Origin of the sequence: Neobacillus sp., from assembly GCF_031988165.1 — a bacterium.
In the GTDB taxonomy this organism is placed as follows: Bacteria; Bacillota; Bacilli; order Bacillales; family Cytobacillaceae; genus Neobacillus; species Neobacillus rhizosphaerae.
Window position 1 is genome coordinate 1 of sequence record NZ_DALZYO010000002.1, and the last position, 17,349, is coordinate 17,349.

The window sequence follows — 17,349 nt, forward strand, 5'->3', positions numbered from 1 at the left end:
CCCGCGGAAAGCGAAGCGCCTGGAGCGCAAATCAACAGACATGTTGCATTAATAAAATTATGACGAATTAACGCGGTCAAATATTAAAGTGAAATAAAAAAATAAAAGCTGTCGAAGGTTTTTCGACAGCCTGAGGATTCCGTATATTTGGAATCCTGTTTTTTTTCGTTTATTTGATTGCTTTATATTCTTTTATCACATGTATGGTTTTGATTTCATCGTCTTCTGGTCCTTGGACAGGTAAACCTACTTCAAGGTTTTTGCGAATATAATGAAGATTTTCTTGCGTAATGATTTCACCAGGAATAAAAATTGGAATACCAGGTGGGTAAACCATCACAAACTCAGCAATGATTCTTCCTTCGGATTCCTCAAAAGGAATAACCTCGGTTTCAGCATAAAAAGCATCTCTTGGTGTTAGAGCAAGCACAGGGATCTCAGGAAGAAGAACCTCTACTGGTTCAAAATTTTCCGGGCGATGTTTACATTCGTCTGCGAGTTCTTTTAAGGCATTAACTAAAAGGTTTGCCTCATTTTTCGTGTCACCAATCGTAATAATGCAAAGGATGTTATAGAGGTCAGATAATTCTACTTCGATGTTATGTCTTTCTCTCAGCCATTTTTCTACTTCATATCCGGTTAATCCTAACTTCTTGACGGAAATTATTAGTTTTGTCGGATCATAATCAAACGTTGCCTTGGAACCTAAAATTTCCTCACCAACACAATGGAGATCGTCAATTTCATTGATTCTTTTGCGAATGGACTGAGCTAATTGGATGGTATTTTCAATTAATTCTTTGCCTTTTGTTGCTAACTGCTTGCGAGAAACATCAAGAGATGCAAGCAATAAATACGATGTAGAAGTTGTTGTAAGCATACTTAAAATCGATTGGACGTGTTTAGCTGATACGAGCCCTTCCTTGACATTTAGGATGGAGCTTTGGGTCATGGAACCACCTAGCTTATGGACACTAGTTGCCGCCATATCGGCCCCTGCCTGCATGGCGGAAAGCGGAAGTTCATCATGGAAATGAATGTGGACCCCATGGGCTTCATCAACGAGGACAGGGACATGGTAAGAATGGGCAATTTCGACAATTTTCTTTAAATCAGCAGAAATCCCGAAATAGGTTGGGTTAATGACTAAAATACCTTTTGCGTCAGGATGCTGTTCAAGAGCCCTTTCGACTGATTCAGTCGTAATCCCATGAGAAATTCCTAATTCCTTATCAATTTCCGGATGAATGAACACAGGGATCGATCCAGAAAAGACAATCGCCGACATGACTGATTTATGGACATTTCTTGGAACAATGATTTTTTCTCCAGGTCCGCATACAGCCATCACCATCGCGATAATTGCTCCGCTTGTGCCTTGAACAGAAAAGAATGTCCGGTCGGCCCCAAAAGCCTCAGCAGCTAAATCTTGAGCTTGTTTAATAATCCCTTTTGGCTGATGAAGGTCATCAAGAGGTCCTATATTAATTAAGTCGATTGACAGGGCATTATCGCCAATAAAATGACGAAATTCCGGGTCAATTCCGGCACCTTTTTTATGTCCGGGAATATGGAATTGAATCGGATTTCTTTTTGCATGCGCTAATAGGCCGCTAAATAACGGTGTTTGATTTTGTGACAAAGATAATTGCACCTCTTTATAAAAAATACTCTGATTAAGTTTTAAAATAATAAAACAAATGGAATTATAGCATTATTCCTTTGTGTTGCAAAGGGTTTAGCGTTAAAAAATCAGCATAATAATAGCTTCATGTTAGTTTCCCATTAATAAAGGAAAATTAACCATTTTAGCCGAAATAACAATAAGCAAATAATTAGGAGGGGATTCCATTGAATTGGCAAACACGAGTGTCTGATATCTTAAACATTAAATATCCGATTATCCAAGGAGGTTTAGCTTATTTAGCCTATTCTGACTTGGCTGCAGCTGTATCAAACGCTGGGGGACTTGGTCAAATTACTGCAATGTCATTAGCTAATCCGAATCAACTTAGAGAAGAAATACGAAAAGTAAAACAACTGACGAACAATCCATTTGGGGTTAATTTTGCCATCGGGCAGCACGGCAGGCCATTCGCTGATTTTTTACAGGTTGCAATTGATGAAAACGTACCAGTTGTCTCGATGACAGGAGGGAATCCGGCGCCAATTTTTGAACAGTTAAAGGGAACACAGGTAAAAACACTTGTCCTTGTTGCAGCAAGAAGACAGGCTGTTAAAGCAGAAGAGTTAGGGGCTGATGCGGTTATGGTTGTGGGGCAGGAAGGGGGTGGCCATCTTGGTAGGGATGATACCGGTACCATGGTTTTAATTCCGCAGGTGGTGGATGCTGTTTCGATACCGGTCATTGCTTCAGGGGGAATCGGTGATGGCAGGGGGCTGATGGCAGCGCTTAGTTTAGGTGCTGAAGGGATTGAAATGGGAACGAGATTTATAGCCACTAAGGAATGTATTCATGCAAACGATTTTTACAAGCAGAGGTTAGTAGATGGAACAGAATCGGACACTGTTGTTATCAAGAAGACTTTAGGCACACCAGCGAGGGCAATTGCGAATAGCTGGACGGATAAAATCCTTGAAATTGAGAGAAATAATGGTGGTTATGAACAACTAAAGGATCTAATTAGCGGGTTGGCGAATAAACGCTACATTTATGATGGTGTTGCAAACGAAGGTTTTGCCTGGGCAGGACAGGTAATGGGAATTATTAAGGATGTTCCAGCCGTGGCAGAACTCTTAGAAAGAATCATTAATGATGCGGAACAAATTCGTGCAAAATGGGGAAAATAAAGGTATGATTCACTTTAGGTGAAAATAGTAAGTAGGTGAGAATATGGAATATCAATATCCAATTGATTACAACTGGTCAACAGATGAAATTGTCGATGTCATTAAATTTTTTGAAGCAATAGAGAAAGCCTATGAAAAGGGAATTGAACGAGATGAGCTTATGCAGGCATATCGCCGGTTCAAAGAAATTGTTCCCAGCAAAGCGGAAGAAAAGACTATTTGCGGTGAATTCGAAGAAATAAGCGGTTATTCGTCATATCGGACAATTAAAAAAGTAAAAGACGCCCATTCTGGCGAGCGAATTACAATGAAATAATACAAAAAGCTCCCGAAATAGTTTTGTCTGGGAGCTTTTCCTATTTTATCTTGCATTAACGGGCAGTAAGACCTCATGATTGAAGATTCACTTTATGTTCAGTGCGATTTTGTATAATGGTGCTACCTTATTAAATACCTCATCAATTTGCTCCATTAAACCTTCGGAACCTAACTGGATGGCTTTTTCCTTATCGATGGTATACCCACATAATAATTCAGCTTTTTTTACGTTTTGAAACCGGTCGAAATAAGAAAGTAAATCTTTCTTTGACAATTGTCCGTGTTTAACTGTCTCCGGTTTTGTATGGTCTACAGACCAGGCGAAATCTTTTGGTATTTCTTTGTATATTTTAGTTGCCCTTTTAGTGAATCTTGCTCCTATTACTTCTTGTTGTGGTGCTTCATAAATAATAGCAAACCAAATAAATAAATGCGTGTTCCACATGCCGATTTGAAAATGAGGAAGCATTTTATAGCCACGGACATTATTAGCGAATGCGACCCATGTATCCTTTGGAGGATTAATCGTTCGTCTTGCATGTTTCGCTACATGGACAAACATTTCATCTCCGGTTAAAGCCGATAATGTTGGTGCGAAGTGTTGACCCAAACTTTCCAATTTAGGACGTATATTTTCTTTAAGAGCTTCCATCCTTGCTTCTAACCCATCTATTAAAAAGACATCAAAATCCTCATTCGTAAATCCGTTGAAATTCATCTCAATACCCCCAACAAACCTTTTGTCAATTATTGTAGCATAAGCGTGAAAATACAAGAAGTTTGTTGCTCTTCTAGGTTAAAGCACATATTTGTTGCAACATATATAGGTGACTCATATTATACAGTAAAAAAAACAATCTGAAAAAATAGTTAAATCACAGGAAGGGGAGGAAAAAAGTGAAGCAATTGATGAATACGTCTTTAAAAAAAGTAGGCGAAAAAGAAAGAAAAGCGGTATTAAGATTGGAAATGGATTATGAATTAGCAACATTATTTGAAGCAATTGAGGAAAAGAACGAGAAGAAAATGAAAGAATGTAAACAAAAATTAGAAAAAATTCGCCAGGAATTATTACGGTTAAAAGCTCTTTGAATGATTCTATGCATTTTTATCTAAGGGGAAATTAATTAGAATGAATCGAAAAAAAAGAATATCTTGTGTGCTTATCTAAAACGAACTCCAAATGAGGATGATGGGAGTTCGTTTATTATTGTACATTTATGTAATTATTTGAGCATGAATCAAATAGGTAGCTTGAAAGTTGATGTGTTCCAATAATTTGATTAAGCTATAGGTACATCAATATATTTGTCATGCTTCATACTACATATTGGAATCGTTTTTGGAATAAACGTTTATTGGAGGAGAAAAATGAAGTGGGAAGATATTAATGCCCATGCAAAGCAATGGGTAAAAGAAGCAGGAGAAAGAATCCGATTATCCTTTGATACGACATTAAACATTCAGACGAAAACTAACGCTAATGATCTTGTAACGAATATCGATAAAGAAATTGAACAATTTTTCATTAAAAAAATTAGGGAAGTATATCCTGAACACAAAATTATGGGGGAAGAAGGGTTTGGGGACGAACTACGCAGCCTTGATGGAATTGTCTGGCTGATAGATCCGATTGATGGGACGATGAATTTCATTCATCAGCAAAGAAATTTTGCCATTTCCCTTGGAGTTTATGAAAATGGCATAGGGAAAATCGGTCTCATTTACGATGTTGTCCACGATGAGTTGTACCATGCCATCAGAGGAAAAGGTGCCTATATTAACGAAAAGCCGATAGCTCCAGTTAAGGAAACAACGGTAAAGGAATCTATTATTGCCCTTAATGCCACTTGGGTAATGGAAAATCACCGAATTGATCACAATTTAATGATTCCGCTGGTCAAAGATGTAAGAGGGACAAGATCGTATGGGACTGCGGCACTGGAAATGGTGTTTGTTGCCACTGGAAGGGTTGACGCCTACCTGTCAATGCGATTATCTCCTTGGGATTTTGCTGCAGGGACGGTCATAGTTGAAGAGTTAGGTGGAGTAGTGACAAATTTAAGAGGAGAAAAGCTTGATTTTCTATCCAAAGATTCTTTATTCGCAGCCAATCCCAGCTTGCATCAATCGATATTAAAGGATTATTTAAAAGACGGTAAATTCTAAAGAAAGAAGCCTGGAAAAAATTCTAGGCTTCTTATAGTTCCCCGTTCTCACGCATCTTTTTTTTAGTTTTAAAACCAATTCCCATTACAATAACAACGGCTAATATTGCGCCAATTATCCCGGTGATACTTTTTTCACTAATGGCAATGCCAATTCCCATAATACTTACTGCAGCTAAAATCGCACAAATAAGCAATGGCAGTTTCACTTGATTCATTTTTTATACCCCTTTAAATTAACTTTTATTTTAATAATACATTAAAATGCTTATCGGTTTCCACTTTAAGTATGGTATAATATTTTAGTTGTATTTGGGAAACTAAAAATAGCTTTTATTTTTATAAAATAGGTAGGAGTGGAATTTTGAAACTTAGAGAAGATGTACGAAATATAGCGATTATTGCCCACGTTGACCATGGAAAAACGACTTTGGTTGACCAGTTGTTAAAACAATCTGGAACGTTTCGTTCTAATGAGCACGTGGAAGAACGTGCAATGGACTCAAATGATATTGAAAGAGAACGCGGAATCACCATCCTCGCGAAAAATACTGCTATTCAATACAAAGATACAAGAATTAACATTTTGGATACACCAGGACACGCCGACTTTGGTGGTGAAGTAGAACGGATCATGAAAATGGTTGATGGTGTATTGCTTGTAGTCGATGCATATGAAGGCTGTATGCCGCAAACTCGTTTTGTTCTTAAAAAGGCATTGGAGCAAAATATTACTCCAATTGTTGTTGTAAATAAAATTGACCGTGACTTTGCTAGACCTAATGAAGTAATCGATGAAGTTATCGATTTATTTATCGAACTTGGAGCAAATGAAGATCAACTTGAGTTTCCTGTTATTTACGCTTCAGCAATTAATGGAACAGCAAGTACTAATCCAGAAAAACAAGATGAAAATATGCAATCCTTGTATGATTCCATTGTTGAATTCATTCCTGCCCCTGTTGATAATCATGAAGAACCATTGCAATTTCAGGTTGCCCTTCTGGATTATAACGACTATGTTGGCAGAATCGGAATTGGCCGAGTTTTCCGTGGAACCATGCATGTAGGTCAACAAGTAGCACTTATGAAGTTAGATGGTTCAGTAAAACAATTCAGGGTGACAAAGATTTTTGGCTTCTTTGGCTTAAAACGCCAAGAAATTCAAGAGGCAAAGGCTGGCGACCTAATTGCTGTTTCTGGAATGGAAGATATTAATGTTGGTGAAACAGTTTGTCCATTTGAACACCAGGATGCACTTCCAATTTTACGAATCGATGAACCGACACTGCAAATGACTTTTGTCGTTAACAATAGCCCATTTGCAGGAAGAGAAGGGAAATATTTAACTTCAAGAAAGATTGAAGAAAGACTTCTAGCCCAATTGCATACCGATGTTAGCTTACGTGTAGAAAACACAGATTCACCGGATGCATGGATTGTTTCTGGGCGTGGGGAACTTCATTTATCAATATTGATTGAAAACATGCGCCGTGAAGGCTATGAACTTCAAGTTTCAAAACCTGAAGTTATCGTTAAAGTTATTGATGGTGTCCGCTCCGAACCAATTGAGAGAGTACAAATTGATGTTCCTGAAGAACATACAGGCTCCGTAATGGAATCAATTGGTGCCCGTAAAGGCGAAATGATTGATATGATTAATAATGGATCAGGTCAAGTTCGCTTAATCTTTAATGTGCCAGCACGTGGTCTAATTGGTTATACCACCGAGTTCTTAACAATGACACGCGGGTATGGAATTATTAATCATACCTTTGAATGCTACCAGCCAATGCTACCGGGTCAAGTGGGCGGAAGACACCAAGGAGTACTTGTGTCAATGGAATCTGGAAAAGCCTCCACATATGGTATAATGCAAGTAGAAGACCGTGGAACAATATTTGTTGAACCTGGTACGGAAATATATGAAGGAATGATTGTTGGTGAAAACACTCGTGAAAATGACATCACTGTCAATATTACCAAAGTGAAACAGGCAACGAATGTACGTTCAGCAAATAAAGACCAAACGTCAGTCATTAAAAAACCACGCATCATGACATTAGAAGAGTCATTAGAATATTTAAATGATGACGAGTATTGTGAGGTTACACCTGAATCTATTCGTCTTCGGAAGAAAATTCTTGATAAAAATGAACGTGAAAAAGCGGCTAAAAAGAAAAAATATGCTGAAATGAGTTAATTAAAGAGGTGCACGCTGTGGAAGATTTAAAATCCTTCTCCCCGAGTTTAAGATTTTTTATTGAGCTTGTTGCTGGTAATTCTCCTGTAACACAAAGTGATATAGAGACTGGTGTAATCCTTCAATATTTATTTATTGTCATTTTGACAGTTATTGTCTACAGGTTAGGTTTTGCAAAAAAACTGCCGCTATTGAAAAATATCGTCATTTATCTCAGCCTTTGCGTTGGATGCTTGGTTATGTTGTTCTTTTCATATGCGCTGCCAATTGCTGAAGGATTAGGTGTAGCGGCCTTACTCTTAATTGTTTATAAACTTCGCTTACACCAAACCAAAAAACAGCAGACTAAAAGCAAAATAACAGGGGGCTAAGAAAATGAAATCCCTACAGGATGCACTTTATAATTGGCTTACAATAAAGATTGTAAGCGATGCTCGTCCTGATGATACGGCAGCAACAGAAACACGGGAATTCTTTGAAGAAATGTTAACAACCCAGCATCATGTTTCGAATATTGAAACATCAAAAGACGACGTGATGTATTATGTTTCATATCAACAGGGCGGAGAAATGAAAAAAAATCGATACCCGCGTGAATTGATTGAAATCATGTTAATTCAAATTAATCAAGAGCCTGATAAGTATGAAAACTATCCAATAGAGGATGACTAAAAAACCGCTTGCATATTCTTTTTGGAATATGCAAGCGGTTTTTCTGTATTTTAATCTTTTCCTATTGTATTACCATTCATCTTTTTCAGATTTAGCACGAAATAACCGGAAATTACCTGTATTGATTCGTGCATTTGTTCTTTCTGTTATTCTTGTGCTACAGTCACTGCACATATAAGTATGGATGGGACGATTGCGAAGCCGCTTGGCTATTAATGATTCATTTTCAATCGCTTCGATTTTATCGCAAATTACACACTTTACTCTCATTAAGGCACCTCATCAATTATTTCTTAAATCGAATGTCTATACTACAGTATATCACGGTTGAACACCTGATGGTAAACCAAGCGCGTTTAGGTTGATGAAAAAATGGGATAGTAGTAATATGAGAATATCTGTTTTAAAACAGTGTGAAGGAGTAAGAAAAGCGCATGCGCCCGTTTAGCACCGTATGGACTAGATCGCTCCCACTGAGATCAAGGAAACACGGAGAGCATTAGCGATCCGATGTTGACTTATCGTAGGGAGGAGAGAGCAAGTACACAAGCTGCAGGGGGTGGAGCTGAACAATTCTCGAAGTCGAATGTATAAATTGTGATTCAAAAATTAAAGGGGTTGTAATAATGGCAAATCAAGTGGAACCAAAGCTAATCAAGCCTTTATATGATGAGCTGCAAAAAGAACGGTTCGTAACCTTAGCGACGGTTGATCATGAAACAGGAGGTCCAAATGTTAGCGCCATTTCATGGGTGTTAGCGAAAGATGAAAGTTCAATCTTTTTTGCTGTGGACAATCGTTCAAGAATATTAGAAAATATTCTTAAAAATAATAAAGTTGTCATCAATTTGATTGCAAATGAATCCACTTACTCAATTCAAGGGGATGCTCACATAAAAGAAGAGAGACTACAGGATGTACCACTTAAGCTTGCCTTAGTCGAAGTTACAATTAAAGAAGTAAGGGATGTTATGTTTTACGGATCGAAAATTGTCACTGAAGTACTGTATGATAAAACCTATGATAAAAAAGCGGCTGAAAAACTGGACAAACAAGTAATGGACGCAATGAAAAAAGCTTAGGATGCCTAAGCTTTTTTCTAATTCATTTGTTGTTGCACTTATTATTTATGGTGATTCGATTGGTCTTTCTGTTCCTTTTTCAGCCTTTGTTCTTCTTTTGTCGGGAGTGTTTTGTTTGGCTTTTCGGGAGCATTTTTCGGGCTTGGAGTAATTATATCTCCCGGTATTTCAGGCATCAACCGGCCTGCAACATCTGCAAGCTCCTCCATAATCCCTTGTACGGGTCTGCCGTTTTTAATATCTGCTTGAATTTCTTTTAAACGCTGGGTTGTGTCAGCATCAGCTACGACAACAGCTGTGGCGCCATATGGGTCTTTTTTCAAGCTTTCCGCCACAGAATACTTAATCGACCCAACCCGTGAACGGTCAAGTTTAGCATTTACGTCAATTCCAACAATCGCATATCTTCCTAATACAACAGCCGTTGCGTCATTTACCTCAGGAATACTTGTTGCAAGTTTAACTAAACGCTTAGAGATTTCCTGCCCTGATTTTCGGTCAACACTTTCAATATAACTGTTTTTTACATTCACCAGGGATTGATTTTCACTTTTGGCAATTTCTTTATGTTTATTGGCATTGCATCCAGCTAAAAGCAAGCATATTGAAGCTATCACTAAAACCTTCTTCATTTAAAACCCTCCAAGAAGCGATATTAAAGTTTAAAAAATTTCAAAAGCGTACTTTTTTCCATCCTAAAGTATACTTACTAACATTTATTGTGTGGAAGTCCTTCTATCTTTATTCCAATAAACATATATTTTACCAAAGTCCTATCTAGTAACAGAATGGTTAAAACATTGTTTAACAAGCCTAACACCAAGTGAAGCGGGAGGCGTCGCTTTGAGTAAAATATACGTGTTAGATACAAATGTCTTGTTACAAGACCCGTATTCCATTTTTTCTTTTGAAGAAAATGAAGTTGTTATTCCGGCAGTGGTTCTCGAAGAGGTGGACTCAAAGAAAAGATATATGGATGAAATTGGGAGGAACGCAAGACATGTATCAAGATTAATTGATGGTCTTAGGGCCTCAGGGAAGCTTCATGAAAAAATTCCGCTTGAGAACGGTGGGACGATTAGAATTGAATTAAACCATCGATCCTTTCATGAGCTCCAGGATATTTTTGTTGAAAAAACAAACGATAATCGCATACTTGCGGTCGCGATGAATTTATTCTTAGAGGAACAAGCGAAGGAAAATGGCCAACCAGTTATAATAGTAAGTAAGGATGCATTAGTCAGGGTTAAAGCAGATGCAATTGGATTGAATGCCGAAGATTTTTTAAACGACCGTGTAGTTGAAATAGAACATATATACACGGGTTTTTTTGAAATCCTCCTACCGATTGAATTATTAGGTCGTTTTTATGAAAAGGGGGAATTATCCCTTTCTGAGGTTGCCAACCACCCGTTTTATCCAAACCAATTTCTCCTGATGAAGGATGCTCTTGGCAGTTCTGCTTCAGCCATTGGCATGGTGGACAAAACTAGTAAGAAGGTAAAGAAATTAGCTTTAAATCAAGATCATATCTGGGGCATCCATTCAAGGAATGTGCAGCAGACAATGGCCATTGAATTATTGCTGCGAAAGGATATCCCGCTTGTTACAATGACAGGAAAAGCAGGAACAGGCAAAACCTTGCTTGCGCTTGCCTCTGGATTGATGCAAACGGAGGATTTCCAAGAATATAAAAAGTTATTAGTGGCAAGACCAATTGTCCCTGTTGGTAAAGACCTAGGGTTCCTTCCTGGTGAAAAGCAAGAAAAGCTTAGACCATGGATGCAGCCAATTTACGATAATCTGGAGTATTTGTTTAATACGAAAAAGCCAGGTGAGCTTGATGCCATCCTCGCAGGAATGGGCTCGATTGAGGTTGAGGCGTTAACTTATATCCGCGGAAGAAGCCTTCCTAAGCAGTTTATTATCATTGATGAAGCGCAAAACTTAACGAAGCACGAAGTAAAAACCATCCTTACAAGGGTTGGGGAAGGCAGTAAAATTGTGTTAATGGGTGACCCGGAACAGATTGATCATCCTTATCTTGATGCTTATAACAATGGATTAACATTGGTCGTCGAAAGGTTCAAGGACCAAGTCATTGCTGGTCATGTTAAACTATTAAAAGGAGAAAGGTCAGGCTTGGCAAGGCTCGCTGCTGATTTATTATAAGAATTATATGAAAAGGAAAAACGGGCGCCTAAAAATGGCACCCGTCTTATTTTACTGTAAAGCCTTTTACGTTTTTAATTGGATTTTCCTGGTTTGAGCCATCATTTAAATAAATATGAACGGGACCATCAAAAGAAAGTGGTTTGCCATTATTTGAATATCCCATTATTAAATCAAATGCCTGTTCAAGTGGAAATTCAAATTCACCATTTGAGCTATGAATGACCAATGCTTGTGCATCATTAGTTGGCTCAGAATTTAATAAAAAAGGTTTTAAAGGAATTCCGAAGGTTCCAGTTAAAACTTTTTCTTTCTCAAATTTCTTCTCCGTTTTTAATGTTGGAGGATAAATAGCCCCCTCCATAATTTCACGGTCCCAATGTTTCGAAACAGCTTTCGTATATTCCTCTAATGAATCCGATTTCTCTTTTTTCATTGAAAAATAAGTAGTCAAATCAATGCGGCGGTCGTCAAAAATCCAGACACCCGGATCAAGTGTTATTGAATATTTCACTTTTCCTGATATGATCATGATATTTTCCATCTTCCATACCCCCTAAAGTCTAACATTATTTAGTATAACTTTTTTTAGAGGGAATGTCATAAAAGTAACACCTTTTGGTAATATCCTTATTCTTCTTGCAATTTTCGCTTGAAAACGGTAAAATTTATAGATAAGTTGAATTATCGCTCTGAAATGGGGGGATCAATGTTGGCGTCTGAAATGATCGTGAATCACCAGGACAAAGCCTCTGCCTTATTGCAGGCTGATGCTGAAAAGATATTAAAGCTTATCAAAGTGCAAATGGACAATCTCACGATGCCTCAATGCCCTCTTTATGAAGAGGTATTGGATACTCAAATGTTTGGCCTATCAAGAGAAATAGACTTTGCTGTTCGATTAGGCTTAATAGATGGTAAGGATGGGAAAGCGATTTTAGATCAATTAGAGAGAGAATTATCTGCGCTTCACGAAGCATCCTTAAAAAAATAATGGATCAAGAACTCAAACAATAATGGTGAATTGTTTGGGTTTTTTATTACTCCGATATTTTATTATTTTCATCTCTATTTTTACAATATTCATTATTAAAATATTGTAACAAATAAACTTTTCCTCAAGTCATAGCAGTCATTTTCTATTATAATAGAGTGATATAAATCAATTCTGAAAATGAGGACGTCGTTCATGATTAAAAAAATTGTTAAATCATATGATTATTCCTTAATAATAACCATTATCCTTTTATGTGCTTTTGGTTTAGTTATGGTCTACAGTGCAAGCATGGCATGGACTGTGCAATGGTATAAAGTTCCAAGCGATTTTTATTATCAAAGGCAAAAATTGTTTTTGATCATCGCTTTATTCATTTTTATTGTTTGTGCAATTGTCCCTTATAAAATTATGCAATTTACTAAATGGTTTCTTGCACCAATGGTTTGTGCAGCGATTGTTGGTCTTTTGGGATTAGATGTTTTTGGACATGTTGCTGGTAATGCACAAAGCTGGTATCAAATTGGTGCCTTTAAACTTCAGCCGTCAGAGTTTGTAAAGCTTATGGTAATTATTTATTTGGCAGCTGTTTACGCTAAGAAACAAAACTATATCAATCAATTTAATAAAGGAGTTCTCCCTCCACTAGTTTTTCTTTTTATCATTTGCGGGTTAATTATTTTGCAACCTGATTATGGTACTGCATTTATTATAGCAGCTATTGCCATTACGATTATTTTTGCTTCTGGGATGAACTATAAAAGTATTTCGAAATTAATAATCATGACACTTATTGTTCTCCTGCCACTTGTTTTTGTTGCGAAGGATAAAATATTTTCTGAGAAGCGTGCGAGCCGTTTTGCGGTTTTAGATAATCCGTTTGCTCCTGATATTGTAAACAAAAGCGGTTTTCACCTAGCAAATTCATATATTGCTATTGGTTCAGGCGGCGTCAATGGATTGGGATTAGGGAAAAGCATCCAAAAGCTTGGTTATTTACCTGAAGCACATACTGACTTCATTATGGCAATAATTGCTGAAGAATTAGGTATTTGGGGAGTAAGTTTCGTAATAATTCTATTGGCTTATATAGTTTTAAGAGGAATTTATATTGGCTTACAATGTAAGGACCCTTTTGGAAGCCTGCTCGCTATTGGTATTTCAAGTATGATTGGTATTCAATCTTTTATCAATTTAGGCGGTGTATCTGGAGTTATTCCGCTTACAGGTGTACCGCTACCATTTATTAGCTATGGTGGGTCCTCTTTGTTAATGCTTGCAGCTGCGTCTGGAATTCTTGTAAATGTGTCCATGTTTACGAAATATGAAAAAATATATAAAAATAAACAGGAACATGTTGATAATAAGAAACAAAAACGTGATGGTAAGGTTTTCTATATTTAATGAGAACGCGGGGACATGTATACACCCCGCGTTTTTGAAAATACATAGAATATGAGGTGCTAAAAGTGACAAGACAGATAAAAAAAGTGTTGGTCGCTAATCGAGGAGAAATTGCCATAAGGGTTTTTCGTGCTTGTACTGAACTGAATATTCGCACTGTTGCGATTTATTCAAAAGAGGATTCCGGTGCCTATCACCGTTATAAAGCTGATGAGGCCTATTTAGTCGGGGAAGGAAAAAAACCAATTGATGCCTATTTAGATATTGATGGAATTATTGCAATTGCCAAAAAAAGCGGTGCCAATGCTATCCATCCAGGTTATGGGTTTATGTCAGAAAATATTCACTTTGCTAAACGTTGTGAAGAAGAGGGAATTGTTTTTATAGGTCCTTCGTCTACACACCTCGACATGTTCGGAGATAAGGTGAAGGCGAGAAAACAGGCTGAAATAGCCGATATTCCTGTTATTCCTGGAAGTGATGGACCAATTAATAATGTGAACGAAGTCGTAGAATTCGCAGAATCACACAGGTTGCCAATCATTATTAAAGCTTCGCTTGGTGGCGGCGGCCGTGGGATGAGAATCGTCAAAAGCCGCGATGAAGTTACGGAGGCGTTTGAACGAGCGAAATCTGAAGCAAAAGCGGCTTTTGGTAATGATGAGGTTTATCTTGAAAAATTAATTGAAAATCCCAAGCATATTGAAGTTCAAATTATTGGCGATAAATACGGAAATATTGTTCATCTTTTTGATCGTGATTGCTCCGTCCAAAGGCGCCATCAAAAAGTTGTTGAGGTTGCTCCAAGTGTGTCAATTTCTAATGAATTACGGAAGCGAATTTGTGATGCCGCTGTAAAATTGATGAAAAAAGTAGATTATTTGAATGCTGGAACGGTTGAATTTCTTGTCTCTGGAAATGACTTTTATTTTATTGAAGTAAACCCACGGATTCAAGTCGAACATACTGTTACAGAAATGGTTACTGGTATCGATATTGTCCAGACGCAAATATTGGTAGCTGAAGGTCATGACCTTCACGGTCCAATCATTGCGATACCTGAACAGGAAAAAATCCAGCTCAATGGATTTGCTATTCAGTCACGAGTAACAACTGAAGATCCGCTTAATCATTTTATGCCTGATACGGGGAAAATTATGGCCTATCGCTCTGGCGGCGGATTTGGTGTACGCTTAGATGCTGGGAATGGTTTCCAAGGAGCGGTAATTACTCCTTACTATGATTCTTTACTAGTTAAACTTTCGACCTGGGCATTGACCTTTGAACAAGCCGCGTCGAAAATGGTTCGTAATTTGCAGGAATTTAGAATTAGAGGGATCAAAACAAATATTCCTTTTTTAGAGAATGTTGTGAAGCATCCGAAGTTCAGGAATGGAGAATATGATACTTCTTTTATTGATTCAACACCAGAATTATTCATATTTCCTGTGAGTAAAGACCGGGGAACAAAAATGCTCAGTTATATTGGGACGGTAACAGTAAATGGCTTCCCAGGAGTTGAAAAAAAGAAAAGGCCTGTTTTTTCACAGCCGAAAATTCCAACATTAAAATATGATTTCCCTTGCCAAGAGGGAACAAAACAAATTCTCGATAAATATGGAGCGGAAGGTCTGGTTAAATGGGTTAATAATCAAAAGCAGGTTTTATTAACCGATACAACGTTTAGAGATGCTCATCAATCATTATTAGCAACACGGATGCGGACGACCGATATTGTCCATATAGCTGAGCCGACAGCTAAACTTTTACCAGATATATTTTCCTTTGAGATGTGGGGTGGTGCTACCTTCGATGTTGCCTACCGGTTTTTAAAAGAAGATCCATGGAATCGCTTATTGACATTGCGTGAAAGGATTCCAAATGTTCTGTTTCAAATGTTAATCCGTGGTGCTAATGCGGTTGGATATAAAAATTATCCTGACAACCTAATCAGAGAGTTTGTTAATCAATCAGCATCGGCAGGAATTGATATTTTTCGGATTTTCGACAGTCTAAACTGGGTAAAAGGGATGGAAGTTGCGATTGATGCCGTACGGCAAACTGGAAAAATTGCTGAGGCTTCTATTTGTTATACAGGTGATATTTTGGATGCATCCAGAACGAAATATGATGTTAATTACTATAAAAGTCTTGCCAAGGAGCTGGAGAAAAAAGGAGCTCACATTCTTGGAATTAAGGATATGGCAGGGTTATTGAAACCGGAAGCAGCCTATCGGCTGATTTCAGAATTAAAAGAAACAATAGATATTCCCATCCATCTTCACACTCATGATACTAGTGGGAACGGAATCTTCACCTATGCCAGGGCAATTGATGCTGGTGTTGATATTGTGGATGTCGCTTTAAGTACAATGGCAGGTTTAACCTCGCAGCCTAGTGCTAATTCTTTAATTTATGCTCTTGAGGGAACCAAACGGAAACCAAATGTAAACATTGATGCACTTGAAAAACTTTCTTATTATTGGGAGGATGTTCGCAAGTACTATCAAGATTTTGAAAGTGGTATGATGTCCCCGCATTCCGAAGTATATCAGCATGAAATGCCAGGAGGTCAATATAGCAATCTACAACAGCAGGCAAAAGCAGTTGGACTTGGTAACCATTGGGAAGAAGTAAAAGAAATGTATTCACGTGTAAACATTATGTTCGGCGATATTGTTAAAGTAACCCCCTCATCAAAGGTCGTAGGGGATATGGCGTTATTTATGGTTCAAAATGAGCTAACTGAAGAAGATGTGTTATTAAATGGACATATGTTGGATTTTCCAGATTCAGTAATTGAATTGTTTATGGGATATATAGGTCAGCCATATGGAGGGTTTCCTGAGGAACTGCAAAAAGTTATTTTAAAAGGCAAGCAGCCATTGGAGGTTCGCCCAGGAGAATTACTTGAACCCGTGGATTTCAATAAGCTGAAGGAAGATCTTTTTAATGAGCTTGGCAGGCAAGTAACACCCTTTGAAATCATTTCCTATGCTTTGTATCCGAAGGTATTTATGGAATATAGCAAAACTGTTGATTTATACGGGAATATTTCTGTCTTGGACACGCCAACATTTCTTTATGGATTAAGATTGGGTGAAGAAATTGAAGTAGAAATTGAAACGGGTAAGACTCTGATTGTTAAGCTGGTTTCCATAAGCCAGCCTCAGGCGGATGGTACAAGAGTTGTCTATTTTGAACTAAATGGTCAGCCGCGGGAAATCGTAATTAAAGATGAAAGTATCAAATCAACGGTATTATCAAGACTTAAAGCAGATCCGAGGAATGAAAACCATCTCTCGGCCTCCATGCCAGGAACAGTGCTAAAAGTAGTGGTAGAAAAAGGGGAAAAGATTGAACGCGGAGATCATTTAATGATTACCGAAGCAATGAAGATGGAAACAACTGTCCAAGCACCATTTTCAGGTGTTATTAAAGATATTTATGTTTCAGGTGGAGATACAATACAAACGGGTGACTTATTACTTGAACTAACAAAAGCATAAATTAGATCAGCGCATG

General features: G+C 37.7%; 18 protein-coding genes. 12 read left to right on the forward strand and 6 right to left on the reverse strand.

Annotation, left to right across the window (positions count from 1 at the left end):
• Positions 1–169 precede the first annotated feature (169 nt).
• The gene (locus tag RTR43_RS01385) at positions 170–1,642 is read right to left on the reverse strand and encodes an aminotransferase class I/II-fold pyridoxal phosphate-dependent enzyme (protein ID WP_312469124.1); all 1,473 of its coding nucleotides are present in this window, start codon (positions 1,640–1,642) and stop codon (positions 170–172) included.
• A 209-nt stretch (positions 1,643–1,851) separates the two neighbouring features.
• Here RTR43_RS01385 and RTR43_RS01390 point away from each other — a divergent pair, with 209 nt between their 5' ends.
• Together RTR43_RS01390 and RTR43_RS01395 are read left to right on the forward strand one after the other, a co-directional pair.
• On the forward strand, positions 1,852–2,811 hold the full coding sequence (locus RTR43_RS01390; protein ID WP_312469125.1) for an NAD(P)H-dependent flavin oxidoreductase: 960 nt from the start codon (positions 1,852–1,854) through the stop codon (positions 2,809–2,811).
• 43 nt (positions 2,812–2,854) lie between these two features.
• Positions 2,855–3,127: a UPF0223 family protein gene (locus RTR43_RS01395; RefSeq protein ID WP_312469127.1), complete on the forward strand. Its 273-nt coding sequence runs from the start codon at positions 2,855–2,857 to the stop codon at positions 3,125–3,127.
• 87 nt (positions 3,128–3,214) lie between these two features.
• Here the strand turns inward: RTR43_RS01395 and RTR43_RS01400 are convergent, their stop codons facing one another.
• Positions 3,215–3,847 carry a YktB family protein gene (locus tag RTR43_RS01400; protein WP_312469129.1) on the reverse strand — a complete coding sequence of 211 codons (633 nt, stop codon included), beginning with the start codon at positions 3,845–3,847 and terminating at the stop codon, positions 3,215–3,217.
• A gap of 179 nt (positions 3,848–4,026) precedes the next feature.
• On the opposite strand from RTR43_RS01400, the gene RTR43_RS01405 reads away from it, so the two are divergent.
• Together RTR43_RS01405 and RTR43_RS01410 are read left to right on the forward strand one after the other, a co-directional pair.
• Positions 4,027–4,221, forward strand: coding sequence for a hypothetical protein (locus RTR43_RS01405; RefSeq protein ID WP_312469131.1), 195 nt, complete (start codon positions 4,027–4,029; stop codon positions 4,219–4,221).
• A 279-nt stretch (positions 4,222–4,500) separates the two neighbouring features.
• Positions 4,501–5,298 (forward strand): inositol monophosphatase family protein, encoded by a 798-nt coding sequence (locus RTR43_RS01410; RefSeq protein WP_312469133.1) that lies wholly within the window; start codon positions 4,501–4,503, stop codon positions 5,296–5,298.
• A gap of 31 nt (positions 5,299–5,329) precedes the next feature.
• Here the strand turns inward: RTR43_RS01410 and RTR43_RS01415 are convergent, their stop codons facing one another.
• Complete coding sequence (locus RTR43_RS01415) at positions 5,330–5,515, reverse strand: YlaF family protein (RefSeq protein WP_312469136.1); 186 nt, start codon at positions 5,513–5,515, stop codon at positions 5,330–5,332.
• 146 nt (positions 5,516–5,661) lie between these two features.
• On the opposite strand from RTR43_RS01415, the gene typA reads away from it, so the two are divergent.
• From typA to RTR43_RS01430, 3 genes are read left to right on the forward strand one after another with little or no spacing between them, the layout of a single operon-like run.
• A complete protein-coding gene (gene typA / locus RTR43_RS01420) occupies positions 5,662–7,500 on the forward strand; it encodes a translational GTPase TypA (RefSeq protein ID WP_312469137.1) in 1,839 nt (612 codons plus the stop codon).
• 59 nt (positions 7,501–7,559) lie between these two features.
• The gene (locus RTR43_RS01425; protein ID WP_248736799.1) at positions 7,560–7,871 is read left to right on the forward strand and encodes a YlaH-like family protein; all 312 of its coding nucleotides are present in this window, start codon (positions 7,560–7,562) and stop codon (positions 7,869–7,871) included.
• A 4-nt stretch (positions 7,872–7,875) separates the two neighbouring features.
• Positions 7,876–8,172 (forward strand): hypothetical protein, encoded by a 297-nt coding sequence (locus tag RTR43_RS01430; RefSeq protein ID WP_312469138.1) that lies wholly within the window; start codon positions 7,876–7,878, stop codon positions 8,170–8,172.
• A 69-nt stretch (positions 8,173–8,241) separates the two neighbouring features.
• Here RTR43_RS01430 and RTR43_RS01435 read toward each other — a convergent pair whose 3' ends face one another.
• Positions 8,242–8,442 (reverse strand): YlaI family protein, encoded by a 201-nt coding sequence (locus tag RTR43_RS01435; RefSeq protein ID WP_312469139.1) that lies wholly within the window; start codon positions 8,440–8,442, stop codon positions 8,242–8,244.
• A 356-nt stretch (positions 8,443–8,798) separates the two neighbouring features.
• Here RTR43_RS01435 and RTR43_RS01440 point away from each other — a divergent pair, with 356 nt between their 5' ends.
• Positions 8,799–9,254, forward strand: coding sequence for a pyridoxamine 5'-phosphate oxidase family protein (locus RTR43_RS01440; protein ID WP_312469140.1), 456 nt, complete (start codon positions 8,799–8,801; stop codon positions 9,252–9,254).
• A 41-nt stretch (positions 9,255–9,295) separates the two neighbouring features.
• Here the strand turns inward: RTR43_RS01440 and RTR43_RS01445 are convergent, their stop codons facing one another.
• On the reverse strand, positions 9,296–9,886 hold the full coding sequence (locus tag RTR43_RS01445) for a YhcN/YlaJ family sporulation lipoprotein (protein ID WP_312469142.1): 591 nt from the start codon (positions 9,884–9,886) through the stop codon (positions 9,296–9,298).
• A gap of 211 nt (positions 9,887–10,097) precedes the next feature.
• On the opposite strand from RTR43_RS01445, the gene RTR43_RS01450 reads away from it, so the two are divergent.
• Positions 10,098–11,426, forward strand: a complete 1,329-nt coding sequence (locus tag RTR43_RS01450; protein ID WP_312469143.1) for a PhoH family protein — start codon at positions 10,098–10,100, stop codon at positions 11,424–11,426.
• A 46-nt stretch (positions 11,427–11,472) separates the two neighbouring features.
• Here the strand turns inward: RTR43_RS01450 and RTR43_RS01455 are convergent, their stop codons facing one another.
• On the reverse strand, positions 11,473–11,970 hold the full coding sequence (locus tag RTR43_RS01455) for a peptidyl-prolyl cis-trans isomerase (RefSeq protein ID WP_312469145.1): 498 nt from the start codon (positions 11,968–11,970) through the stop codon (positions 11,473–11,475).
• 168 nt (positions 11,971–12,138) lie between these two features.
• On the opposite strand from RTR43_RS01455, the gene RTR43_RS01460 reads away from it, so the two are divergent.
• The 3 genes from RTR43_RS01460 (at position 12,139) to pyc (ending at position 17,333) form a co-directional block, all read left to right on the forward strand.
• The gene (locus RTR43_RS01460) at positions 12,139–12,420 is read left to right on the forward strand and encodes an Fpa/YlaN family protein (protein WP_248736798.1); all 282 of its coding nucleotides are present in this window, start codon (positions 12,139–12,141) and stop codon (positions 12,418–12,420) included.
• Between the two features lie 195 nt (positions 12,421–12,615).
• On the forward strand, positions 12,616–13,824 hold the full coding sequence (locus RTR43_RS01465; protein WP_312469146.1) for an FtsW/RodA/SpoVE family cell cycle protein: 1,209 nt from the start codon (positions 12,616–12,618) through the stop codon (positions 13,822–13,824).
• Between the two features lie 65 nt (positions 13,825–13,889).
• Positions 13,890–17,333, forward strand: a complete 3,444-nt coding sequence (pyc, locus tag RTR43_RS01470; protein WP_312469147.1) for a pyruvate carboxylase — start codon at positions 13,890–13,892, stop codon at positions 17,331–17,333.
• Positions 17,334–17,349: the final 16 nt, after the last annotated feature.